Source organism: Persicimonas caeni, assembly GCF_006517175.1.
Lineage (GTDB): Bacteria > Myxococcota_A > Bradymonadia > Bradymonadales > Bradymonadaceae > Persicimonas > Persicimonas caeni.
This window is the reverse complement of sequence record NZ_CP041186.1, coordinates 5503249-5526475: the sequence shown is the minus strand read 5'-3', so window position 1 is coordinate 5526475 and position 23227 is coordinate 5503249. Positions and strand designations below refer to the sequence as shown.

The window sequence follows — 23227 nt, the reverse complement described above, 5'->3', positions numbered from 1 at the left end:
GTGTGCTCAAGTGTGTCGGTCTTCGGGCAGCTTGGCCTCGCCGGTGGCTGCGCGCACATAGCGCACCAACGCCAGGCCGAGCGCAGTGGCGCTGACCGACACGACGATGCCGGTGAGCACCATCGCCTGGGGCACCGGGTCGGGCGGCGCCATCGGTGTCGGGGCGGCCATGGCGACGTAGAACAGGAAGACCCCGGCGGCCATCACATTGGCGGCCACCACGCGACGAAGCAGGTCGACGCGGGCGATAACGGCGTAGAGCCCGAGCAAAAAGATGGCGATGCCCACCACCGCATAGATCGTGGCGCGCGTCATGATTCCCCCACGGGTCGGTCTTCGTCGTACCCACTCGTGAGCACGTGGGGATTGCCGGCGAAGACGCCCACCAAGACGAGCGCGATCGAGACGGTGCTGACCGCCTCGATGACCAAGATGAGCGTCTTGGACCAGCCGTCGGGATACTCCAAGAAGCGTGCGCCGACGGCGATGCAACCCAGGCCGATCCCTGCAAAGACAAAGACCCCGGCGGCAACGCCGGTGCGCAGCGCGACCATTCGACGGGTGCGCAGCGCCGGCAGCTCCGAGAGCAAGAGCAACACGCCGGCCGAGGCGATGACTGCCCCGGCCTGAAACGCCCCGCCCGGGGCGAACGCGCCCTTCCACAGCAGGTAGCCGCCGACGATGATCATCAGCGGGGTCAACAGGGAGACCACCGAGCGAAGCGCGGCGCTGGCGGGTCCGGCCAAGCTGCGCGACGGGGCACGAAGCGACCACACCGCCACCAGCGCCATGAAGAGCACGACCACCTCGAGCAGCGTGTCGTAGGCACGCAGGTCGAGCAGTACGGCGGTTACGGGGTTGCTCACCCCGATATTTTCGAGTTGCGCCCCCACCGGCTCGGCCAACCCGGGCGAGTCGGGCGTGGTGATGATGGTCCAAGCGACGGCGCTGCCGACCGCCAACAGCGCAACGGCGGCGAGCAGCCGGATGGGCCAACTCACCGACGAGGCGCGATCTGTGGCGAGACGATTCATGTCGCGTCTCCCTTGTCGGCCTTATTGAGGTCGGCCTCATTCGGGTCGGCGTCGATCTGGTCAGCGTCGATCTGGTCGGGCTCGACGCCGCGTTGGCCCGCCTCGAGACGGCCGAGCGTGTCGAGCAGAAGCGCCCCGGTCAGCCCGGCGCCGATGGCGGCCTCGACCAAGGCCAGGTCGGTGGCGTGCAGGCGCACCCAGGTCAGCGACATGGTCACGCCGAAGGTGATGTAGAGCACGACCATCTCGAAGCGTCTGGCCGAGCCGAGCATGCGCGCGACCAGCCCGAGCAACACCAGGCCCAACCCGAGGTCCACCACCAGCATCACATCGCTCACGATGACTCCTTCCAAGGGGTGATCCCCTGGGCGAGCGCCCGACGCGAGATCAGGTGCGCGGCGGTGGTGCTGGCGACCATCACCAGCCCCCACACGAGAAAGAGTTCGACGACCTCCCACACACTCTGGGCGTCGACGGCCAGCCCGAAGATGATCAGCCCGAGCCCGACATTGTCGGCCTTGGTCACCGTGTGCAGACGAGTGTAGACGTCCGGAAAGCGCAGCAACCCGACGGTGCCGGCCAGAAAGAAGACCAGCCCCAGCGTCATCAGAATCGCCGCCAACCAATCGAGCACCACCACGCTACCTCCCCATTCATTCGCAACCTCACGACCCACGCGCCGCGACCCGCGACCTCGCCTACTCCCACGCCCGGCGCACAAACGCCACGGCAGCGAGCACGGTGAGCAACGAGAGGACTAACGCCACGTCGACCAACCCCTCGACCTCCTCGATATGGGCGATGAGCAAAATGAGAGCGACCCCGGAGGTGCCGAAGAGCTGAGCGGCGAGCATGCGGTCGACGCGCGTCGGCCCGCCGATCACGCGCACCAGCCCGGCGACCACGGTAGCGAGCAGACAGATCACCACCAGCGCATAGAACCCGGTCATCCCTGTCATGACGGACCGTCCCGGCCGGCGCGAGGCGCCAGCTCCTCGCCGAAGACCCGGGCAACTTTGGCCTCGAGCTCGGCCAACTGCGCGTCGATGGCCATGGTGCGATCGACCACGTGCACCTCGATGCTGTCCCCCTCCAGCGAGGCGGCCAAGGTGCCCGGAAGCAGGCTGATGACGCCGACAAAGAAGATCGTGGCCACCACGTCGGGACGCATGCGCAACTCGTAGCGCACCAGCCCCGGACGCAGCGGCATCGACGGGCGCAGCGCGCGCAGGCCCACATCGATGCCTCCGACCAGCGACTTCCAGAAAAAGTATGGCACGAAGCGCAACACGCCCCACACACTGACGCGCCCGCCGGGCCGTGGCGTGAGTCGATAACTCGCCACCACGGCCACGAGCACCGTGGGCAGGCCCACCGTCCACGACTCGGCGACCTCGCCCTGGACGAACACCACCCACAGCAGCGCCATGGAGACCAGCCGCAGCAACAACCCATACAGCTGATCCCAACGACCGCCACTGCCAGCTTTGTCTGGCGCGTCTCTCATCGGCTCCAGACCGCTCGAGTCACGGGGTAAGAAAGGAGTCCTCCCAACTTCTGTGTGATGTTTGAAAAGCTAAATCCAGGCGCCGCAGCGTCAACTCTGGGCGGCGGCGTCCTGCAGCCAGGGAGCCGGGGACAACTTGTCGACCAGGAAGTCGACGAACCGGCGCACCTTGGCCGACAGGTGGCGGTTGTGAGGGTAGAGGGCGTAGACCCCGGCGTTCCACTCGAGCCAGTCGTCGAGCAGGCGCACCAGGCGGCCCGATTGCAGATGGTCGCCGAGCATGAAGTCGGGGATCAGCGCCACGCCCAGCCCGGCGACGCACGACTCGACGAGCACCTCGCCGTTGTTGGCACGCAGCCTTCCGCTGACCTGCACGAAGTGCTCGTCACCGTCGGGGCTGACGAATTGCCAGGTATTGAGCCGGCCATAGGCATACTCGAGGCACTCGTGGTCGGCCAACTCGGCGGGGTGCCGGGGGGTGCCGTGGGCCTCGAGGTATTCGGGGCTGGCGCAGCAGTAGCGCGTCGCCGGGGCCAGCTTGCGCACCATCAGGCTCGAGTCCTGCAGCTCCCCGATGCGAATGGCCAGGTCGAAGCCCTCGTCGATCATGTCGACCTTGCGGTCGGACAGGTCCAGATCGATGCTGATCTCGGGATACTCCTGCAAGAACTCGGCGACCAGCGGCGCCAGATGACGCAACCCGAAGGTCATCGGCACGCTGACTTTGAGACGCCCGCGCGGCTTGGTCTGCAGCTGCATCACCGCGCGCTCGGCCTCCTCGAGTTGCTCGAGGATCAACGCGCCGCGCTCGTAAAACGCCTGCCCGGCGTCGGTCACCGACAGCGAGCGCGTCGTACGGTGCAAGAGCTGTGCACCGAGTCGATCTTCGAGGGCCGACACTTGCTTGCTGACGTGCGACTTGGACACCCCGAGCTGCTCGGCCGCCGCCGTGAAGCTACCCGCGTCGACCACCGTCACGAAGATTTCGAGTTCCGAGATATTGGCCATTGTTTCCTCTAAGAAACGATTTTGTGCTCTCAAAGCGCTATACACCTAGCACGAAACGCTTAAGTATTAAATCGATTTTGGACCGAACCATTCCCTGTGAAGTGACGGAGAAACAGATGATCGAAGTACGACCTGCCGACGAACGCGGCCACACCGACATGGGCTGGCTCGACAGCCGGCACAGCTTCTCGTTTGGAGGCTACCGCGACCCGCGGCACATGGGATTTCGCAAGCTTCGGGTGATCAACGACGACCGCGTCGCCCCCGGCGCGGGATTCGGCACACACCCGCACCGCGATATGGAGATCATCAGCTACGTGGTCGAGGGAGCCCTCGAGCACAAAGACAGCATGGGCAACGGCTCGGTCATCGAGGCCGGCGAGGTCCAGCGTATGTCGGCGGGTACGGGGGTGCGCCACAGCGAGTACAACGCCTCGGACACCGAGCCGGTGCGCTTTCTGCAGATCTGGATTCCGCCGCGCCGCGCCGGCCTCGAGCCGAGCTACGAGCAGCGAAAGTTTCGCCGCGCCGACCGCCGAGGTGCCCTGAAGCTGCTGGTGTCGCCCGACGGGCGCGACGACTCGCTGAGCATCCACCAGGACGCGTCTATCTGGGGCGCGGTGCTCGAGGAAGGCGACACGGTCGAGTACTCGATCGACGCCGGACGCCACGCGTGGGTCCAGGTGGTCGACGGCACGGTCACCCTCGGTGATATCACGCTGTCAGAGGGCGACGGCGCGGCGATCTCGGACGAAGCGAAGGTCGCCATCGAGGCGGCCGAGGACGCCGAGTTGCTCCTCTTCGACCTGGCTTAGGGCCTCGCTGGATGATCTCGATCATCGCGGGGACCTCTCGGCGTGTTAATGTTGACTCATAGAGTCTGCACATCGAGGAGTCCCCATGAGCACCGCCGCCGACACATCGCTCTCGCACACGCTCTGGTCCGTCTGGAGTTGGTTCGCCATCGGCTCGACGCTCCTGCTCGGCTTTCCGGTGCTCTGCGTGCTCTTCGTGGTGACCGCACCGTTCGACCGGCGCCGCTATGTGACCGGCCGGGCATTTCGCCTCATCGGCGTCACCGCCACGTGGTTGGCGCCGGCGTGGGATTTCGGGGTCGAAGGCGATCTGCCCGAGGACAAGCCGCGAAGGACCGTCTGCGTGAGCAACCACTGCTCGGCGGCCGACCCGTTTTTGCTCTCCTACCTGCCCTGGGAGATGAAGTGGCTGAGCAAGACGAGCAACTTCAAGATTCCATTCGTCGGCTGGATGCTGCGCATGGCGGGTGACGTCGAGGTCGTACGCGGCGACAGTGACTCGGCCAAATCGGCGATGGCGCGCTGCCGCACCTGGCTCGAGCGAGGCGTGCCCGTGATGATCTTTCCGGAGGGCACACGCTCGAAAGAAGGTGAGCTGCTGCCCTTCAAGGAAGGAGCGTTTCGTCTGGCCATCGAGTCGGGCGCCGACATCTTGCCGATGGCCGTGTGCGGCACCTGCACCGCCCTGGCCAAGCACGACTGGAGGTTGCACCGGACGCAGGCGCGTGTGCGGGTCGGCGAGCCTATCGCCACCGACGGTCTGACCCTCGACGACGTCGACGCTCTCAAGGCCCACGCTCGTGACGTGATCGAAGAGCTGCGCGGCCAGCTTCGCCGCAGCGCGCCTGCGTCATAACGACCTTCCAGCTTGCACAGCACTGCGCGCCCCACTACCCTGCGAGGTCAGTTTTCGAATCACCCCACAAGCGCAGATTAGCACCATGAAACGACTGCTCCCATTTGTACTGCTAGCCATCCTGACCTTCGGCCTGAGCTCGACGGCCACCGCGGCCGAGTGCGCCGACGTCAAGTTCCCCAACTCGATCACCCTCGACGGCGACAAGCTCCAGCTCAACGGACTGGGCCTGCGCGAGGCGACCGCGTTCAACGTCGACGTCTACGTCGCCGCGCTCTACGTCGAGAAGAAATCGAAGAGTGGCTCGAAGCTCGTCAACGCGAAGGGCAAAAAGCGGCTCATCTTGCGCTTCGTGCGCGACGTCGACAAGGGCGACGTGCGTGACGCCATCAAAGAAGGCATCAGCAAGAGCAAGTACGGCGGCAAGACGCTCGGCGCGAAGGCCAAAAAGCTGAGCAGCTGGATGGGCGCCGTCGAAGAGGGCGACAAGTTCATCTACACCTACATCCCCGGCAAAGGCGTGACCTTTGCGCACAACGGCTCGACCAAGGGCACCATCGAAGGTGAGAAGTTCGCCAAAGCGCTCTTCGACATCTGGTTGGGCGCCAACCCGCCCAACAAGGGCCTGAAGACCGGCCTTCTGGGCGGTGAGTGCGACTGAGTCGGCCCCTAAGAGAAGCAAGAAACGAAGCAGGCCCGCACGTTGTCGTGCGGGCCTGCTTCGTTTCTTGCTCGGCTGAGCGCCACTAGCGCGCCTGGGCGGGCACGAGGCTCTGCCAGTTGCGGAAGGCCTCGAGCGCGCGGCGCTCGGCTTCGATGCGGGCGCGTTCGAGCTCGTCGCGGGCCTGAGCCTGCAGCTCTTCGGCCTTGCGAGCCCACTCGGCGCGCTTGCTGCGCATTTCGGTCAGCGCCTCTTCGAGGCTCGCCTCGGCGGCCTGAATCTGCTCGCGCATCGACTCGTTCCACTCGTCCATCTGCGTCTCGTAGCGCTCGCGCATGGTCTGCCAGCGCTTCTTGAGGCGGCGGTCCATGGTCGTGCGGCGCAGGTCCTGGGCCAGCCCCACTTTATTGAGCAGCGCGATCGTCCACTTGGTCGGGTCGAACTGGTACCAGCGAAAGCCGTTGCGGTAGTCGCCGGGGAAGGTGTGGTGGAAGTTGTGGTAGCCCTCGCCGAAGGTGAAGAAGGCGAGCACGGCGTTGTCGCGCGCCGACTGCTCCTTGCTCCAAGGGCGGCTTCCCCACATGTGGGCCAGCGAGTTGATGAAAAAGGTAAAGTGGTGCACCACGACCACGCGCACGAGTCCGGCCCAAAGCAGCATGCCGAACAGGCGGCCGGTCATCAGGCCCAGAAGAAGGGGCACGCCGATGTTGAAGAGTGTGCTGATCCAGAAGTAGTTGTTGTGCTGCCACTGACACAGCGGGTCGTCGCGAAGATCGGGAGCGCTCTCGAAATCCTGGTGCTTTTTGCCCTCGACCATCACCCAGAGCATGTGCGCCCACCAAAAGCCCTCTTGGATGCTGTAGGGATCGTCTTCGGTGTCGACGTGGCGGTGGTGGTAGCGGTGCGCGGCCGACCAGGCAATCGCGCTGTTTTGCCAGGCGGCAGCGCCGAGGACGAGCAAAATGGCGCGGATCGGCGCCGGAGCCCACCAGGCGCGGTGGGAGAACATGCGGTGGTAACCGGCGGTGATGCCCATGCCGGTCAGGTACCACAATACGACCATCGCGACGGGCTCGGCCCAGTGTACGCCGTGCTCGAGGATATAAAGCGGCGTCAAGATCAACGCCGCGAGCGGAGTGAGGACCAAGAAGAGGGCGTTGAGCCACAAAACCCTGGGCTTCTTCTCACTATCGTCCGGTGAACCACTGTAGTGCATGTGCTTTTTACTCCCGTTGCTATCTTCGTGTGGTGTCAGTGGCCCTTATCATAACAGACGGCGTAACGAAACCGGACAGCGCTACTCGGTCTCGTCTTTGGTGGCCACCAAGTGGAACATCTCGTCGCGCAATTTTCGGGCGCGCTCGGCGAGTTCGGGGTCGGCGGCCTGCTCGTCACTTTCGATCTCGGCAAGGGCCTTCTCGAGCGCTTTGAGCGCCCGCTTGAGGTGTTTTCGAGGATTGACCGGCTTCACCTCGCGCTTGTGCTCGGGCACCGCGTCTTTGAACTCGCGTCGAAGTTGGTACGAGGAACGCTCGCCGCGCAGCGCAGCTTGCTTGAGTTCCTGATAAGTGTCGTTCGGGATCCGCTCTCGCCGCGTCTCGCGATAACCCTTGGCCAACTGATCGATCGTATCGATGTCGGGCACCGGCCGCGCGGACTTGGCGGCGTCGTCACCTGCAGACTCGTCGACGGCCAAAAGCTCGGGCGCCTCTTTTTCGAGCCACTCGTAGCCTTCGCGCATTTTTCGAATCTCGCCGCGGCTAAGTTGCAGCTCTTTTTTACAATATGCGTTCAGACTCGAATAATCCCAGTCTTTCCAGGACTCGAGCTCCTCGACCTCTTTGATATGACCGGCCAGATCGATCCAGCTGCCCTTGTAGTTCAGGGCAGCGTCGAGCGCGTGGTAGCGCTTGGAGCCGGCTTCCACGGTCTTGAGCAGGCGAGAGATGCGTTCGGTGGGGCTGAGTTCTTCGAATTCTTCCACGGTCTCTGATCGACTTCGAGGGGAGGCTAACAGCGCAAAATAATACGGGGTTGCTCTTATCGACCTGAGCCGAATCGAGCAACCCCGAAATGGTTTCAACTGGATCGACGGTGCGCTCAGCGCGCCTCGGCCGAGGTCTCTTCGGCGGGGACGACGCGGAAGCGCAAGGTGCCGTCCACCCGACTCGACGAGCTCTGGGCATGCTCGGGCACGCTTCCGGCGCGAGCTACGGCGTGGGCGCCGACGTTGAGGCGCAGACCCACCTGGATGTGCTCACCTTCGGCGGTTTCGACCCCCGAGACAGGCAAGCGTGCGGTGCCCGAGGCTTGGCCGCGCACCGTGCCGCCGACGTCCTGGAAGACGTCGAAGACGCGGTCGAACTGGTAGTCGGGGGCGACATAGCACTCGTCGAGCCGGCTGGCCCGATCGGTGTACCAGAGTGCGCCCTGCCAGCTCGCCTCTCCTGCGGCCGGCTCTCCTTTCAAGCTCCAGCTCACCTCGAGCACGACCGGCTCACCGGAGGGGTTTTGGATATCGAGCACCAGGGCCGACTCGTCGGCGAAGAGTGTCGCGCCGGCATCGGCGCGCACGCCTCCGGCGGTCGGCTCCTCGGCATCGGCCTCACCCTGCACTGCCAACTCGACGAAATCATCGCCGCTGCTCACGTCCGTGCTGAATGTGGCGCTGGCGGCGCCGGCCTGAGCGCTGGCGCTGTAGGTGGTGCTCCCCTCTTCATCGGGGCCTCCGCCGACAGCCAAGCCCCCCTCGACCATGCACTCGGTGCCGCGCTCGAATGGCGGCACCGCAGCCGGCTCGGAGTCGGTCTCCGAGACGAGATAGGGACACCTCGAGTGGCTACACTCCGACTCGTTGGCGGCCGCGTGGGCGATCCAGGCCTCCGGATAGGCCAATTGTTTGCCGGCCAGAAGCGAGACCTGGATTTCTTCGGCCTCCTCGCCATCCGCCACGTCACCTTCATCCGCCACGTCACCGGGCGGGATCTCATCGACGGGACCGCCCCCCTCGGGCTCATCCACCGGAACGTCTACTTGCTCGTCGCCTCCACCCGACAACGGCGTGTCGGGAACCTCCGTCTGAACCTCCTCTACCGGCGTGGGCGAATCGAAATCCTCGCTTTGCTCGTCGGTCTCCCCACAGGCCGCAACAGCCATCGCGAGCACTCCCGCTGCCATCATGTATCGAATGTTGTCGCGCATCTTGGATACCTCCCTCTATTTCGAGCCCCGGTCTACGGTCGAGCACTTGCTTGCTATCGAGAACGCTTGCTGTCGAGAGCGCTTGCGGTCGAGAACCGGTGCCCTTCGAAGTGCGCTCGTGCGCACCACCATCCGAAGCTGCATACGGTGTGCCAAACGGACGCTCATGGGGCTGCATTTCTTAAAATGCGGGTGATTTGCCTTAAAAAAACGTCAACACCAAACCAACAAAAGTCAAGCATTTTCAGCAGCTTGTGCATTTTTCGCCAATCACACCGAAGTGATGCAAAGATTGCGCGGTGGTCGACAGGCTGTGGCTGCTTACTAATACATCACGACGTGATTGGGACTGTTTGACCAGACATGGAGGATGGTGTGAATTCGACCAACTGGTGCGTGTTCGTTGTGGCGACGGGGCTGTTTTTTGCGGCGGGCGCCTGCGAGAAGAAGAGCGAGGTGCCCGATGCCGCGCCCGCCGAGTCGACTGGGGCCGCGTCGACAGAGGCCGAGCAGGCCGACCAAAACGCGACCACCGACGCCGAGGCTGGCGACGAGGAGACCTACGACGAGCTCGCCGAGCAGTACGAGCAACTCGCCGAACAGTACGAGCAGCGAGAAGCCCAGCTGCCCCAAGGGATGCGCGGGTTGGGGCCTCGGATGCACGAGATGCGTGGTCAGATGGGCTACATGCACCAGTTGCGTGCCCGCGAGCGTGGCCCGCGGCAGGGCCAGCACGGCAAGCAGCACCGCATGCGCAGACGTCAACATCACCGCGCGCAGACCGGAGCTCACGGTAATTGTGGCCCGCAGACGATGTGCTGGGCCAGCGGCATCGACGAGTGGCACACTCAGATGGCCCAAATGCACCGGCAGATGGCCGCCACGCACGCCGAAGCGGGGATGCAGGACTTGGCCGAGCGCCACGAGCAGCTCGCCGAGCGTCATACCCAAATCGCCAACCAGCTCGAGGCGAGCGCTGAAGGTGAGGCCCAACCGCCGCGCACCGCCGGCGCCGAACAACCGGATGGCGGCACCGCGTTGGCTGCAGCCGAGGGAGAGACGCTGTATATGAGCGCCTGCGCGATGTGCCATGGAGAGCAAGGCCAAGGGGTCAGCGGCGCGTTCCCGCCGCTCGCCCAGAGTGAGTATGTCACCGGCCCGAAGGACCGGCTCATCGAGCTGACGCTACACGGCATGAGCGGCCCCATCGAGGTGCGCGGCGAGAAATACGACAGCTTCATGCCCAGCTTTCGGGCGCGGTTCAGCGACGAGGAACTCGCCGGCATTCTCTCCTACATCCGCACGTCGTGGGGCAACGACGCCTCCGCGGTGACCGCCCCGGAGGTCGCCCGAGGACGAAAGCGCTCCGAGTAGACGCATCTTTGGGCTCCGTGTCGTCAGTTGGCATCGTCTTTGCTCCAGTTCTTGCCGCGGCCCTGTCGCCCACGCCTCGAAGCACACTCGAGGCTCGGCGTGTTGCAAAGTGATTCAGTCACGCTCAACAGGGCTGGACAAATTGAACCAACGGCAGCCCCACAGACCATGGAACGGAGCTAGATACCATGAGCGAGCACACCATCGACCTGACCTCGAAGAGCCAACTCGAACGACTGATGCGCGAAGGTGGCGGCAGCGCCATCATCGACTTCTGGGCCCCTTGGTGCGGGCCGTGCAAAGCCATGGCTCCGCACTTCGATGCAGCTGCCGAACAGATGGCCGACGAGCCGGTGACCTTCTACAAGCTCAACACTCAGGACCACCCGCAGCTCGCACAGCGTTTCAACGTGCGCTCCATTCCCACGCTGATGCTGATCCATGACGGCGAAGTCCTCGACGTCATTGTGGGCGCCCAAGACGCCAACAAGCTGGCCAAGCGAGCCAAGTGGCTTTTGTCCAAAGCACGTGGCGAAGGCTTCTTGAGCCGACTCTTTGGATGAGGCGGTCGCTTGCCTCGCCAACAAGTCCTATTTGTTCTATAAGGGCAACAACGACTCATTTCGTTGTTGTCCTTTTTTGCCCGAGGCAAGGCACCTGTGAGCGATTATGCAAACGATGAGCCCCTGGCCGTCGTGGGTCTGGGGGCCTCGTCCGGCGGAATCACTGCGCTGAACAACTTTTTTGACGTCATGGCGCCGGACACCGGCTTGGCGTTTGTGGTCATTCTGCATCTCAACCCCGACTTCGAAACCCACGTTCACGAGCTTCTCGACGCCCACACCGACATGCCGGTGGTGCAGGCCGAGTCCGGCATGCCCGTGGAGGCCGACCATGTCTACGTGATCGCGCCCGACACGCAGATGAGCGTCGACGACGGCCAACTGGTGCTCCAGAGGCCTCGGCAACGCGGCCCAAACAAGGCCATCGACATCTTTTTCCGTTCGCTGGCCAAGCAGTGGGCGCCGCGGGCAGCCGGAGTGGTGCTGTCGGGCGCCGGCGCGGACGGGACGCTGGGGCTGCAGGCGATCCAACAAGCCGGCGGACTGACGCTCGTCCAGACCCCGAACACCTCCGGATACGACAGCATGCCGCGCAGTGCGATGCGCGCAGGTGTCGTCGATGAGGCGCTTCCCGTCGAACAAATCGCCACGCGTCTCGAGACCTTCGCCCACTACTTGGGCGAGCGCATCGTCGGACCGAATACCGATGAGGATGAAACGTTCGCCCCCGATTACCTCGGCCACGTCTGTGAAGTGCTCGGCAAGCGGGTCAACCACGACTTCAGCCAGTACAAGCGCCCGATGCTCTCGCGGCGCATTGGCCGACGCATGATGCTCACCGGCACGCGGACGCCGGCGCAGTACCTGGAGTTGTTGCAAGACGGCGACGCCGAGAGCCAGGCGCTCCTCAAGGACCTGCTGATTTCGGTCACGGCGTTCTTTCGCGATCCGGCCGCGTTCGACGAATTGCAGGACAAACTCGACGAGTTACTCGACGACGCGACCAACGACACGCTGCGCATCTGGGTGCCCGGATGCGCAACGGGCGAGGAGGCTTACTCCATTGCGATTCTGGCCGCCGAACGCATCGAGCAGATGCGCCGGCGCGTCGAGGTGCAGCTCTTTGCCACCGACATCGACGAGAAGGCGCTCCAGAAGGCACGCGCGGGATATTACGACGCCGCCCAGCTCGAACTGCAGGTCTCGAGGGCCCGCCTCGAGCGCTTCTTCGTTCGCCGCGGTGACCGCTATCGCGTCCGGGAGACGGTGCGCGACATGTGCATCTTCTCGTCGCACGATCTGGTCAGCGACCCGCCCTTCTCGCGCCTCGACTTGTTGTCGTGCCGCAACGTGCTCATCTACATGGAGCCCGAGTTACAGCAAAAGTTGCTCGCTCTGTTTCACTACGCCCTGCGCCCGGGAGGCTACCTCTTTTTGGGCCCGGCCGAGAGCATCCGAGGACGCGACAACCTGTTCCGCGTGGTCGACTCGTCCTCCAAGATCTTTCGCGCCCGCGAGTTGCCCAAAGACATCCCCCCCTCGTTTCCCGTCTTCGACCAACTCGCCAAGCGACGCCACCACTCGCCGTACGCCAAGGCGCGCGCCGAATTGTCGCCACACGAGCTGGGCCGCGTGTTCCAACAACGCCTGCTCGACCGCTTCGGGCCGGCCTCGGCGCTGGTCGACGACAACGGACGGGTGCTCTACTTCTCGGGGCATCTGGGACGCTTTCTGGAGCATCGCTCCGGTCCGGTCGAGGACCATATCGTCGAATTGGCGCGCCCCGAGCTGCGCTTGCATCTGCGCACGACGCTGCACAAGGCGCGCTCGCAGCGAGAGGAGGTCCTCACGTCCAACGTGCGCATCGCCATGGGTGACCAGATCGAGCATTACGACCTCGTCGTCTCGCCGCTGCAGGCGACCCCCAACAGCGAACATCTCTGGATGGTGGTGTTTCGGCCCGTCAGCACCGACAAGCCGCTCATCGACCAGGTCCACGAAGGCCTGGCCAACATCGATCAGAACGAGGTCATCGATCAGCTCGAGGCCGAGCTCGAAGCGACCCGCGACCACCTCGAGAGCACCATCGCCCAACTGGAGACGGCCAACGAGGAGCTCAAGTCCTCCAATGAAGAGCTGCTGTCGATGAACGAGGAGCTGCAATCCTCCAACGAGGAGATGCAGACCTCCAAGGTCGAGCTGCAATCGGTCAACCAGGAGCTCGAGACGGTCAACGACACCCTCGAGACGAAGGTCGCCGAGCTCGACACCGCCAACGCCGACCTGATGAACTTGTTCGAGAGCACCCGTGTCCCCACGGTCTTTCTCGATCGCGAGCTTCGCATCAAGCAGTTTACGCCGGCGGCCAAAGAGATTTTCCGGCTCATCAAGGCCGACGTCGGCCGCCCCTTGGCGGACATCACGCTTCGAGTCAGCGGAGTCGACCTGCTCGACGAGGTCCAGAATGTGCTCGAGACCTTGACCCCCACCGAGGTGCGCGTCGAGAGCAACGCTGAGGGACCCCAACGCACCTACCTGCTGCGAATTCACCCCTATCGCACCCTCGACGACGTCATCGACGGGGCGGTGCTCACCTTTGTCGACGTGACCGAGCTCGAGGAGACCAGCCGGCGGCTGCGCATACGCGAGACCCAGCAAGCCTGCGTGGCCAAGCTGGGCGTCGAAGCGTTGAGCAGCCCGCACTTCTCGCAGTTCATCCAGGAGGCCGTCCAGGCGGTGTGCGAGACACTATCGTCAGACGCCGGTGGAATCTTCCGGCTCCAAGACGATACTCAATTGAAGCTCGAGGCCGGTTGCGGCTGGCCCCAAGACGACGCCGATGCAGTCTCCTTACCGGTGGAGCACAACTCCCTGGCCAGCTACACGCTGCGCATGGAGGGCGCCGTTCTATGCGACGACCTGCACGCCGAGAACCGATTCCAGCCGTCGAAGGTGGTCGAGGCGCGACGAATGGCGAGCAGCTTGAGCTGTGTGATTCACAACACCGACGGCACCTACGGCGTATTGGCCGTTTACTCCAAGGAGGCCGGCGCGTTTCGTGACGACGACGCCAACTTTCTCGTCTCGGTCGCCAACGTCATCACCTCGGCGCTGGGACGCAAAGAGCGGCTCGAAGAGTTGCACGCCAGCGAGGAGCGCCTGCGGGCGATGGCCGACACCGTACCGGTGCTGATGTGGCTCTCCGAGCCCGAGCGGGCCTACTCCTGGTTCAACAAGCGCTGGCTGGAGTTCACCGGGCGCGACCTCTCCCAAGAAATCGACGGTGGGTGGACCGCGGGGTTACACCCCGACGAGCGCGAAGAGGTCATCGGGATGCACCAACAGACCTTCGCCGAGCGCCGACCGCTCAAGGCCGACTTTCGGCTGCGGCGCGCCGATGGCGAATACCGGTGGGTGTCGCTGCGCGCCCAGCCCTGGTACTCGCCCGACGGCTCGTACATGGGCTCGATCGGCGCGTGCATCGACGTCACCGACCGCCGCGAGTTCGAGCAAGCCCTCCAGCGCGCCGACGAGCTCAAAGACGAGTTCCTGGCGATGCTCGGCCACGAATTGCGCAACCCGTTGGCCGCCATCACCACTGCGGTCGACCTGCTCGACATGCTCGCCGTCGACAACGACGAACTGGGCAAGATTCATGACATCTTGGATCGCCAGTCCGAGCATATGAAGCGCCTGCTCGACGGTCTCTTGGACGTCACCCGTATCGAGCGGGGCAAGATGCGCCTGCAGCACGAAATTTTCGACCTCAATGATCTCATTACCCACGTGGTCGACGACTGGCGCTCACGCATCGAACACGCCCAGATCAACCTCAAGCTTCACATCGACGAGGCCCCCTTGTGGACCAGCGGCGACCGCACCCGCTTGATGCAGGTGGTCAACAACCTGCTGTCGAACGCGGTCAAGTTCACCGAGGCGCCGGGTCGCATCTGCGTCGAGTCACGCACCGAGCGAGACATGGCTGTGCTTCAATTCCGCGACACCGGCGCAGGCATCGCCCCCGAGGCCTTCGAGGCGATCTTCGAGCCGTTCCGCCAGGCAGAACAGACCATCGACCGCTCCGAGGGCGGTCTGGGCATGGGTTTGCCGCTGGCCAAGGGACTGGTCGAGGCCCACGGGGGCACGATCACCGTCGAGAGCGATGGACCCGGAGAAGGCTCGACGTTCACCGTACGCCTCCCGCTGTCCGAGCCGCCGGTGGCCGCATCGGCCCACCCTCGCTCGGCCTCCGAGAGTCAGCGCATCATGGTGGTCGAGGACAACGAGGACGCCGGAGCCCTCATCGAGACCGTGCTCGAACACCGCGGCCACCACGTCTTGCTGTGCCGCAGCGGCGCCGAGGCCCTCGACAAAGCCGCCGAGTTCCAACCCCAGGTCGTCCTGTGTGATATCGGGCTGCCGGGCGGGATCGATGGCTTCGAGGTCGCCCGCCGGCTTCGAAGCAACCCGAGCTTCGACAACACCATGCTCGTGGCAATGACCGGCTACGGACGTCATCGAACCCAAGATGAGTCGCTCGAGGCAGGGTTCGACGCCCACCTGGTCAAGCCGGTTGATCTGAAGACCATCGAGCAGGTCCTGTCACCGGGAAGTGCTGTGCCGACCGACGTGACTTAAAAAGAAAACCCCAAAAACCTCTTGACAACATAAAAACAAGCACTAGACTCCAAAGCCGTCGCTGACAAAAACTGTGTTCCTCACGGAACGCCGAGAGACTGCAAAACCATGAAACAAACGAACCCAACATATCACATCTCCATGGCCGCACAGGCGAGCTCGACGAGTTCGTGCCTGCGCCCACTGGCGTGTGATCAACTCGACGGAGGAGGCCCTCCCGTCTAGACCGTTCGTTGCATATACGGTTTTTTGGAGAGCCCGCTTCCGTCATTCGGATGCGGGTTTTTTGTTGCCCGCAGCTGCATCTTAGACCGTTACCCGAGGAGGTAGGACATGCTGCACGTGCGTTACGAGGGACGTTCGTACGACTTTCACGAGCGTCAACTCGACATCGACCAAAAGACGAGCGACCACGAAATCCGCCAACGACTGGCGAACTACTTCGAGGTCGATCGCAAACGCTTTAAATTTTATGTTATCGACCGCCCGAACACCGGCAATATCATAGTTCGACCGGAGGCGGTTTACGGGTGACATGTGCAATTTTAAGCACAAAACAAAACCTAATTAACGCAAACCAAAACCAAACAAGATGAGAGGCTCGGGTCGGCCGCGTGACCCGACCCGCAGAACTTACATACATTGGCTTTCGAAGCCGGTAGATGCAGGTTCGAGTCCTGCCGCCTCCACTTACGGAGGCGTGGCCGAATGGAAAAGGCACCGTTGTGCAACCAGTTCTGCTTACTTGCACGCGGCCGACCCGAGCCTCTCATCGACAACGACACAACAAGCTGACGAGTCACCCCGCGACCTGACCGGCCGGGCTTACACACTGGTAAAAGTCGTCGACTCCTCACGGATCGGCGGCAACGGGTTCGACTCCCGTGCGACGCAACGCACACCGCCCGGTGTACTTGCGCGGGGTGACTTCTGCTTTTTGGCGCAGCGCGCGCTCGACGCCGCGTTGCGCAGGGCACCGGTGCGTCCGGGACACGACCGTCGGTGCCACATGATCCCAATGGATTCGTGTTCCAGGGAGGCGAGTGCCATGAACATCGAAGAACGAAACACCCGGCTGGAGCTCTTGAACAGCCTGCTGACCACCCCGCACCGACAACTCGACGCGGTGGGCGCGGTCCACCTCGAGATGCTCGAGCGCGACCCGATTTTCTACGGTCACCTGGCGGTTTGGTACCAGCAAAACGGCCGGGTGCGCGATCACAAAGAGGTCTTCGTGGCCAACCTTCTGGCGAGCCCGCTGACCGAGCACCGCGAGGCGGGGTTCGTGCTCTTGCAGAAGCTTCCGCCCTATCAGGTCTCGCGGGTGGTCGACTTCATGAAGCGTCATATCGGCAAGACGCCGCGTTCGACGCGCACCGCGGTCACCCGCTATCTGCGTGGTCGCGAGGCAAACCCGCGCGCGTTCGACGGCGCCGTGCTCCGAGCGCGCAAGCACTTGAAGCACCTGTACGCGACGCTGCACATCCGGCCGAGCGCGCGGGCAGACCGCGTGCTCTTCGACGACGAGCCGCCCGAGGGGAGCCGGCCCTGGGTCGTCAAGCAGCTTGCCAAGACCGACGACGCCGGCGCGCAGGCGCGACTCATCGCCGAGCACCGCCTGCCCTACCCGGTCGCCGTGGGTGCGCTCGACGAGGTCAGCGCCCCGGTGTTGGCTGCTCTGGTGCACGTGATGAGCCCTCAGGAGGTGATCAACAACCTGAAGTCGCTCGAGGCGCGCGGCGCGCTGGAACACGCGCCGTTGGAGGAGCTTATCCTCGGCAAGCTCGAGGAGGCGGAGTCCGACCGGCGTGTGTCGGCCTATAAGGCCAAGGTGGCCGCCGAGGCCACCGCTGCGGGCGCCAAGACGCGCGAGCGTCTCGACCGCGTGACCGAGCGACAGGTCGCCGCTCAGGGCAGCATCAAGCGGCCGACCGGGCTCCTGGTCGACAAGTCGTCGTCGATGTCGGATGCCCTGGAGGTGGGAAAGCGGCTCGCCGCGCTCATCTCGGGCATCACCGACAGCGAGTTGTACGTGTACGCCTTCGACACTGCCCCCTACCGGGTCCAGGCGAGGGGAACGACCCTCGCCGCGTGGGAGGAGGCGTTTCGGAACCTGAACGCCGGCGGCGCGACTAGTGTCGGAGCGCCCGTAGAGGCGATGCGCCTGCGAAAGCAGGCCGTCGATCAGTTCGTCATCGTCACCGACGAAGGGGAGAATACTTCCCCTTACTTGGCCCAGGCGTACCGCAACTACTGCGAGACGCTCCGCCGCACGCCCGACGTCGTCATCGTGCGCGTCGGCATGGCGAGCAACCGGTGCACGTCGAGCCTGCAGGGAGAGCGCGTGCGCGTCGACACTTGGGACTTCGCGGGCGACTACTACGCGCTGCCGAACCTGGTGCCGCTCTTGTCGCGGCCGTCTCGACTCGAGTTGATGCTCGAGATTCTCGATACGCCGCTGCCCGAGCGGAACTGAGCAGCGAGGAGGCTGGAGTGAACATCTTCAACCTGATCGACAAGCTCGAGCACGCAGAGCACGAACTCCAAAAGACCGAGTTCGTAGCCCCCTGCGTGCTCGACGGCAAGGTGCGCACCCGCCTCGACGGTCTGGTGCGCACTTTTGCGCCCTCCCCGGCCGGCTTCGAAGGCTGGGGTGTGTTCCAGCCCGACGGAAAGCGCGCCGCGCTCGTCGAGCCGGCGTCGCTGGCGACGGTCGAGCGCTACCTGGCGCTCTTCGAGCCGCTGCGCGTGCTGCTGGTCGGCAAGCTCTCCGAGCGAAGCTGGGTGGCGTTTCCGGCGAACGGGTCCGACATGGCCCAACGATTCGGCCAAGCGCACCCAATGGTGGTGCACTTGGTCGACGGAGGGCGCGCCTTCGACACGGTAATCGCACGCACCGACGGCGGCGCTTGGTGGTTCGAGGAGAGCGACCGGCGCGCCGACCCGCGCCTAGCCGAAGACTTGCGCGACGCACTTCGCCATATGTGGCACCCGAACCGAGTGCGCGTGCGGGGGATGACTCCGGAGATGCGCTCGGCCTACGCCATGGCGTGGAAAGAGCCCGACCCGGAGAGCTTTGACTGGACGCGCCCCGAGGGCCCCAAACGCCCGCTCGAGGAGGCGCTTCGCCGCGCGGGCGGCCAGCTTCGCAGCTACAGCGATGAAGGTGAATACTTCAACGTCGAGTGGGCCACTGCCGAAGGCAAGGTTCACCACTCGGCGATCGACAAAGACGACCTGACGGTCATCAGCGCCGGCATCTGTCTGTCGGGCCGCGACCGAGACTTCGATTTGCAGTCTCTGGTCGGGGTCGTCGAAGGATGGAACCGGCAGGAGTGGTGGTGAAATGACGATATTTATGCACGAACAACTCGAGCGCGGTGCAGCGGCGATGGCCGCCATCGCCGACTACCCGGTCGCCGTATGCGGCGCAGGTGCGCTCGGCGCCAATATTGCCGAGAGCTTGGTGCGCATGGGCTATGGCCAGCTCACCGTGATCGACCGCGACCGCATCGAAGAGCGCAACCTCTCGACGCAGCCCTACGGGCGCCGCGATGTCGGCGCCTACAAGGCGCGCGTGCTTGCCAATGAGTTGTACCGGGCGGTGGGGGTCGAGGTCGACTTCAAGGCCGTGGAGTTGGTGGCCGACAACCTCGATCGGTTTTTGGCCGATCAGTGGTTGGTCCTCGACTGCTTCGACAACGGCGCCTCACGCGGCGCACTCACCCGGTGGGCGGCTGCGCGTGAGGTGCCCTGTCTGCACGCGGGCATGGCCGACGGCTACGGCGAAGTCGTGTGGAACGAGCGCTACCGCGTGCCGTCGACGGGGCGCGACGACGTGTGTGACTACCCGTTGACGCGCACCCTGGCGATGATGATCTCGGCGATGACCTGCGAAGTCGCCACCGAGTTTGTGGTCACCGGGCGCAAGCGAAGCCTGGGGCTGACGCTCCGAGACTTCGCCGTGCGCCCGGTCGAGGCGTCACTCCGCTGAAGCGATGCTGAAGGTCGCATCGGCGCTCTTGTTCGGCTCTTCGTCCTTGTCGCCGGGACCATCCTCGTCGAGCTCGATGACCGGCGTGGGCAGGTCGAGCTCCTGGGAGGCATAGATCGCTTCGTACTTGAGCGAGTTGGCCATCTCGTGGGGCAAGTGGTCGCACAGCAGGCGCACCGCGCGCTCCACCGAGGTCTTGCCCAGCGAGGTCACCTCGATGCCTTGACCCGTAAAGGTGATGATGCCGCTCAGGTTCGGATCGTCCGCCAAGAGCACCTCGGCCTGATCACCCAGGCCGACCTTGGCGACCTCCAGCACGCGATTGAGCACGGTGGTCCACGCCTGCAGCTCGTCTTCGGAGGCGAAGCGATCGTTGATCACGTCGAGCCCCACCGGAAGCTGCTCGAGCCGGTCCATGAACTCCTGGACGTACTTGCCGCGGATGACGCGGCCGTGCTGCGGGGCGATGATTTCGACCGGCGGGTCGAGCGCGCGGATATTAGCGATGGCGTGGCGCAGCGCCTGGTTGGTCGGCATGTAGATCTGGTGGAACGCGCGCATGCCGGTCCAGTCGCTCTCGTCGGCGTACAGTCCTTTGGCGTCACGGTCGGTCAGTCCGCCAAACAGGTCGCCGCTGAAGAGCACGCGGTTTTGCGGATCGTACAGCATCATGGCGCCCACGAAGTGGCAAAACGGGCTGGGCACGGGCACCAGCTTGTGGCCGGTGGGCACCTTGAGCCCGCGCGGATACTTCTCCATAGCCACAAAGCGCTTGCGCGGAATGTTGTAATAGTGCACCAGCCGCCAGGTGTCCTCGGTGCACAGCACGTAGGCCTTGGGCGTGTAGCGTCCCAGTAACAGACCCACCGACGAGCCGACGTCGGGGTCCTGGTGGTTGATGAAGATCGACGACACGTTCTTGATGCTGCCGATGGTCTGGCTGACCTTGGCCTGCACCACGCTGAAGTCTTTGCTCGAGCCCGGATCGATGATCAAGTTGAAGTCGTCATTGCCATCGGAGCCGGGGAAGTGACGAAGGTAGGGGTTGGCGTAGAAGATCTCGTCATCGGGGCGTTTGCCCACCCAGTAGGTGTTCGGGGCAATTTCGACGGGCGAGACGGCAAGGTTGGGCGATTCGTTGGTCATCGGTTTGTCCTCTGCTGCGATATGATAGTGGCCGGTGGCCGGCCGTGAGAGCTGGTTGGCGCTGTCGAGCTTGCCGGCACTGGCGAGCTGATCAGCGCTCTCGAGTGGGGAGTTGTCTCGGGTACCGGGCGCCGGGCGCGTCGACTCGGCCAACGAGGAGGCCGGCTCCGACAAATCGGCGGCGTCGAGCCATTCGTTGAGCTCGCGGGCGAACTGATGGGCGGAGTCGTAGCGCAACGCGCGCTCACGCTGCAGCGCTTTGCTGACGATCTTTTCGAGCTCGAGCTCCAGCGTCGGCGCCGTCAGGGGGGTGGCCCCCGAAATGCTCACCGAGTTGAGCGGCTCGTGCGTCCCGCTGGTCAGACGATGGAGCACCGACACCGGGGAGGTTCCCGGGTACGGAAAGCGGCCAGTCAGCGTGTAGTACAGGAGCACCCCCGCCGAGAAGATATCGGCGCGCGCGTCGAGTGTTTCTCCTCGCCACTGCTCGGGCGCCATGTAGTACGGCGTGCCGACCACTGCGTTGGGCGCGGTCAGCCGGCTGCGTTGCTCGACGTCGGTCACCAGACCGAAGTCGACGATCTTGGGCTCGTCGCGACCATCGACCAAGATATTCTCGGCCTTGATGTCCCGGTGCAACATGCCCTGCGTGTGCGCATAGTCGAGCCCGTCGAGCACGTGGATGATGTAGCGCACGGCCCGATGGGCCTCGAGCGCTCCATGCGCGACCATCTCTTCGAGGGAGATGCCCTCGATGAAGTCCATGACTAGATAGTACGCATCCTCGTAGCGGTCGGCGGTGACGACCTTGACGATATTGGGGTGGACAAGACGTGCCGCGAGGCGCGCCTCCCGAAAAAACCGTTCGGTAAACTGCTCGTTGTCATGAAACTCACGCCGCAAGACCTTCACGGCGTAGTTTTGCTCGAGAATGGAATGCCGGGCCAAATAGACTTGGCCTGCGCCTCCTTCTCCTAACTTCCGAATCAGTTTGTACTGCCCCAGCATGTTGACTGCTGGTGAATTCTCCATGGTACGCGGGTCCTCCATGGATCTGAAAAATAGTTGCCTGGCCGAATCCCCCGTCCGTGATTAGAGCAACAACCGTGCCACAGCATCGACCACCCGCCTTTTACGTTGATCCGGCCCTCCCGAGCCGCCTGCACTCCCACCTCGCCAGGTCAAACGCGCAAAAACTGCACCCGCACCCAGAACGAAGAAAATATTGCGGGAAGGTTGAAGTTGAACGCCGCGAGGAATGTATAAGGATTTAGTCTGCGCCCTCGCCTCCCCTGGTTCGTGCAGTGGCATGCGCCCTGCAATTGCGAACCTGACACGTGGTTGACTCTTGCGCGAAGGTTCAAAGTGGCGAACAATGACCAAAAGACAATCCAAACCCTCCCTCGACGGAGCATCATGCGATGAGTGATCAGGAAAAGCCTGCAGAGCCCCGTGATGACCGTGTCACCCTGCCCGCCTCGCGTACGCCAGATGCTCTGGAGAGTTACTCGCCCCAAATCCTGCTGCGTCAAAAGGCCGACGACGACCGGCGAGGCTCCGAGCGCCGCGCCTACTACGTGGGGGTACATATCGCCACTGACGCCGAGGCCACGTTCGGGCTATCGGGCAATATCAGCGCCGGCGGGATTTTCGTGGTCGCCGAAGACCCACCGCCGTTAGGTTCTCGCGTCGAGCTCGACTTTCTGCTCGAGAACACCGACACCAGCCTGGTCGTCGAGGGCGAGGTTCGTTGGGTGCGCGGGCAATGGGACCGCCAAGAGGGTCACCCGCCGGGGTTCGGCGTCGAGTTCGACGCGCTCAACCCGATTCAGCGCGAGGTTCTCGACGAGATGCTCGACAAGCTCGATATTTCCAGCGAAGAGGACGAGGCATGACTACCACTCGAACTCAACGTGTGTTCGTGGTCGATGACCACGCGACGATGCGTCAAAGCCTGCAGATGCTCTTGGAGATTCTATCTTCGGTCGAGTTTTGTGGGGAGGCGGAGATGGGTGGCGAAGCGCTCACGCAGATTCCGCAAGCGAGCCCGGACATGGTCATCGTCGACCTGTCGCTTCCCGACATGAGCGGCTTGGAGGTGGTGCGTCGTCTCGGCGACGAGCACCCGGCGATCAAGGCCTTGGTTGTGTCGGGGCATTCTGAAAAGCGCCATGTGCAGGATGCACGCGACGCCGGCGCGCGCGGATTTGTGCCCAAAGGCCAAGCCGACCAACTGCGCGAGGCCATCGAAACGGTCTTGGCCGGCCAGACGTTTTTTCCGCGTTAGCCCAAGCCCGCTCATCAACCCAAGCCCGCTCATTAACCCAAGCCCACTAGTGGGGTGACACCGAAGTGAGATTCAACCTTTCGGCGAGGATAGCGCCGCCAGATTCGGATGCGAACCCCGCAGGCGATGCAGCGCATCGTCGA

23 protein-coding genes are annotated in these 23227 nt (G+C 63.9%); 12 read left to right on the top strand and 11 right to left on the bottom strand.

Annotated features, from left to right (window positions below):
- Positions 1-6: 6 nt before the first annotated feature.
- The 7 genes from FIV42_RS20335 to FIV42_RS20305 all read right to left on the bottom strand — a co-directional run bounded on the left by FIV42_RS20335 (position 7) and on the right by FIV42_RS20305 (position 3549).
- Complete coding sequence (locus FIV42_RS20335; RefSeq protein ID WP_141199467.1) at positions 7-315, bottom strand: NADH-quinone oxidoreductase subunit K; 309 nt, start codon at positions 313-315, stop codon at positions 7-9.
- Positions 312-1034: an MnhB domain-containing protein gene (locus FIV42_RS20330; protein WP_141199466.1), complete on the bottom strand. Its 723-nt coding sequence runs from the start codon at positions 1032-1034 to the stop codon at positions 312-314. Before FIV42_RS20330 ends, FIV42_RS20335 begins: the two co-directional genes overlap by 4 nt.
- Positions 1031-1372, bottom strand: coding sequence for a DUF4040 domain-containing protein (locus tag FIV42_RS20325; RefSeq protein ID WP_222615276.1), 342 nt, complete (start codon positions 1370-1372; stop codon positions 1031-1033). The genes FIV42_RS20330 and FIV42_RS20325 overlap by 4 nt, the downstream gene beginning before the upstream one ends.
- On the bottom strand, positions 1369-1671 hold the full coding sequence (gene mnhG / locus FIV42_RS20320; RefSeq protein ID WP_222615275.1) for a monovalent cation/H(+) antiporter subunit G: 303 nt from the start codon (positions 1669-1671) through the stop codon (positions 1369-1371). Before mnhG ends, FIV42_RS20325 begins: the two co-directional genes overlap by 4 nt.
- A gap of 61 nt (positions 1672-1732) precedes the next feature.
- Positions 1733-1993, bottom strand: coding sequence for a monovalent cation/H+ antiporter complex subunit F (locus FIV42_RS20315; protein WP_222615274.1), 261 nt, complete (start codon positions 1991-1993; stop codon positions 1733-1735).
- On the bottom strand, positions 1990-2541 hold the full coding sequence (locus tag FIV42_RS20310) for a Na+/H+ antiporter subunit E (RefSeq protein WP_141199465.1): 552 nt from the start codon (positions 2539-2541) through the stop codon (positions 1990-1992). Before FIV42_RS20310 ends, FIV42_RS20315 begins: the two co-directional genes overlap by 4 nt.
- 90 nt (positions 2542-2631) lie before the next feature.
- The gene (locus FIV42_RS20305) at positions 2632-3549 is read right to left on the bottom strand and encodes a LysR family transcriptional regulator (RefSeq protein WP_141199464.1); all 918 of its coding nucleotides are present in this window, start codon (positions 3547-3549) and stop codon (positions 2632-2634) included.
- A gap of 116 nt (positions 3550-3665) precedes the next feature.
- Here FIV42_RS20305 and FIV42_RS20300 point away from each other — a divergent pair, with 116 nt between their 5' ends.
- The 3 genes from FIV42_RS20300 to FIV42_RS20290 all read left to right on the top strand — a co-directional run bounded on the left by FIV42_RS20300 (position 3666) and on the right by FIV42_RS20290 (position 5881).
- On the top strand, positions 3666-4364 hold the full coding sequence (locus FIV42_RS20300; RefSeq protein ID WP_141199463.1) for a pirin family protein: 699 nt from the start codon (positions 3666-3668) through the stop codon (positions 4362-4364).
- 85 nt (positions 4365-4449) lie between these two features.
- Positions 4450-5220: a lysophospholipid acyltransferase family protein gene (locus FIV42_RS20295; RefSeq protein ID WP_141199462.1), complete on the top strand. Its 771-nt coding sequence runs from the start codon at positions 4450-4452 to the stop codon at positions 5218-5220.
- A gap of 85 nt (positions 5221-5305) precedes the next feature.
- On the top strand, positions 5306-5881 hold the full coding sequence (locus FIV42_RS20290) for a chalcone isomerase family protein (protein WP_141199461.1): 576 nt from the start codon (positions 5306-5308) through the stop codon (positions 5879-5881).
- 85 nt (positions 5882-5966) lie between these two features.
- Here FIV42_RS20290 and FIV42_RS20285 read toward each other — a convergent pair whose 3' ends face one another.
- The 3 genes from FIV42_RS20285 to FIV42_RS20275 form a co-directional block, all read right to left on the bottom strand.
- A complete protein-coding gene (locus FIV42_RS20285; RefSeq protein ID WP_141199460.1) occupies positions 5967-7097 on the bottom strand; it encodes an acyl-CoA desaturase in 1131 nt (376 codons plus the stop codon).
- 81 nt (positions 7098-7178) lie between these two features.
- Entirely contained in the window at positions 7179-7865 is a 687-nt protein-coding gene (locus FIV42_RS20280; RefSeq protein ID WP_141199459.1) for a hypothetical protein, read from the bottom strand.
- A 116-nt stretch (positions 7866-7981) separates the two neighbouring features.
- Positions 7982-9037, bottom strand: coding sequence for a hypothetical protein (locus tag FIV42_RS20275; RefSeq protein ID WP_141199458.1), 1056 nt, complete (start codon positions 9035-9037; stop codon positions 7982-7984).
- 420 nt (positions 9038-9457) lie between these two features.
- Here FIV42_RS20275 and FIV42_RS20270 point away from each other — a divergent pair, with 420 nt between their 5' ends.
- From FIV42_RS20270 to FIV42_RS20240, 7 genes are all read left to right on the top strand, one after another.
- Entirely contained in the window at positions 9458-10456 is a 999-nt protein-coding gene (locus tag FIV42_RS20270; protein WP_168210808.1) for a c-type cytochrome, read from the top strand.
- 188 nt (positions 10457-10644) lie between these two features.
- Positions 10645-11019, top strand: a complete 375-nt coding sequence (trxA, locus tag FIV42_RS20265; RefSeq protein ID WP_141199456.1) for a thioredoxin — start codon at positions 10645-10647, stop codon at positions 11017-11019.
- A 96-nt stretch (positions 11020-11115) separates the two neighbouring features.
- A complete protein-coding gene (locus tag FIV42_RS20260; RefSeq protein WP_141199455.1) occupies positions 11116-15657 on the top strand; it encodes a chemotaxis protein CheB in 4542 nt (1513 codons plus the stop codon).
- 333 nt (positions 15658-15990) lie between these two features.
- Positions 15991-16191: a hypothetical protein gene (locus FIV42_RS20255; RefSeq protein WP_141199454.1), complete on the top strand. Its 201-nt coding sequence runs from the start codon at positions 15991-15993 to the stop codon at positions 16189-16191.
- Between the two features lie 514 nt (positions 16192-16705).
- Positions 16706-18133 carry a vWA domain-containing protein gene (locus FIV42_RS20250; protein WP_141199453.1) on the top strand — a complete coding sequence of 476 codons (1428 nt, stop codon included), beginning with the start codon at positions 16706-16708 and terminating at the stop codon, positions 18131-18133.
- A 17-nt stretch (positions 18134-18150) separates the two neighbouring features.
- Positions 18151-19002: a hypothetical protein gene (locus FIV42_RS20245; protein ID WP_141199452.1), complete on the top strand. Its 852-nt coding sequence runs from the start codon at positions 18151-18153 to the stop codon at positions 19000-19002.
- A 1-nt stretch (position 19003) separates the two neighbouring features.
- The gene (locus FIV42_RS20240; RefSeq protein ID WP_141199451.1) at positions 19004-19651 is read left to right on the top strand and encodes a ThiF family adenylyltransferase; all 648 of its coding nucleotides are present in this window, start codon (positions 19004-19006) and stop codon (positions 19649-19651) included.
- Here the strand turns inward: FIV42_RS20240 and FIV42_RS20235 are convergent.
- A complete protein-coding gene (locus FIV42_RS20235) occupies positions 19640-21829 on the bottom strand; it encodes a protein kinase domain-containing protein (RefSeq protein ID WP_168210807.1) in 2190 nt (729 codons plus the stop codon). The two genes, FIV42_RS20240 and FIV42_RS20235, sit on opposite strands and share 12 nt — an antisense overlap.
- Before the next feature lie 389 nt (positions 21830-22218).
- Between FIV42_RS20235 and FIV42_RS20230 the strand changes: the two genes are divergently transcribed.
- Positions 22219-22692, top strand: coding sequence for a PilZ domain-containing protein (locus FIV42_RS20230; RefSeq protein ID WP_141199449.1), 474 nt, complete (start codon positions 22219-22221; stop codon positions 22690-22692).
- Positions 22689-23084 (top strand): response regulator, encoded by a 396-nt coding sequence (locus tag FIV42_RS20225; protein ID WP_168210806.1) that lies wholly within the window; start codon positions 22689-22691, stop codon positions 23082-23084. The genes FIV42_RS20230 and FIV42_RS20225 overlap by 4 nt, the downstream gene beginning before the upstream one ends.
- The last annotated feature ends 143 nt before the right edge of the window (positions 23085-23227 follow it).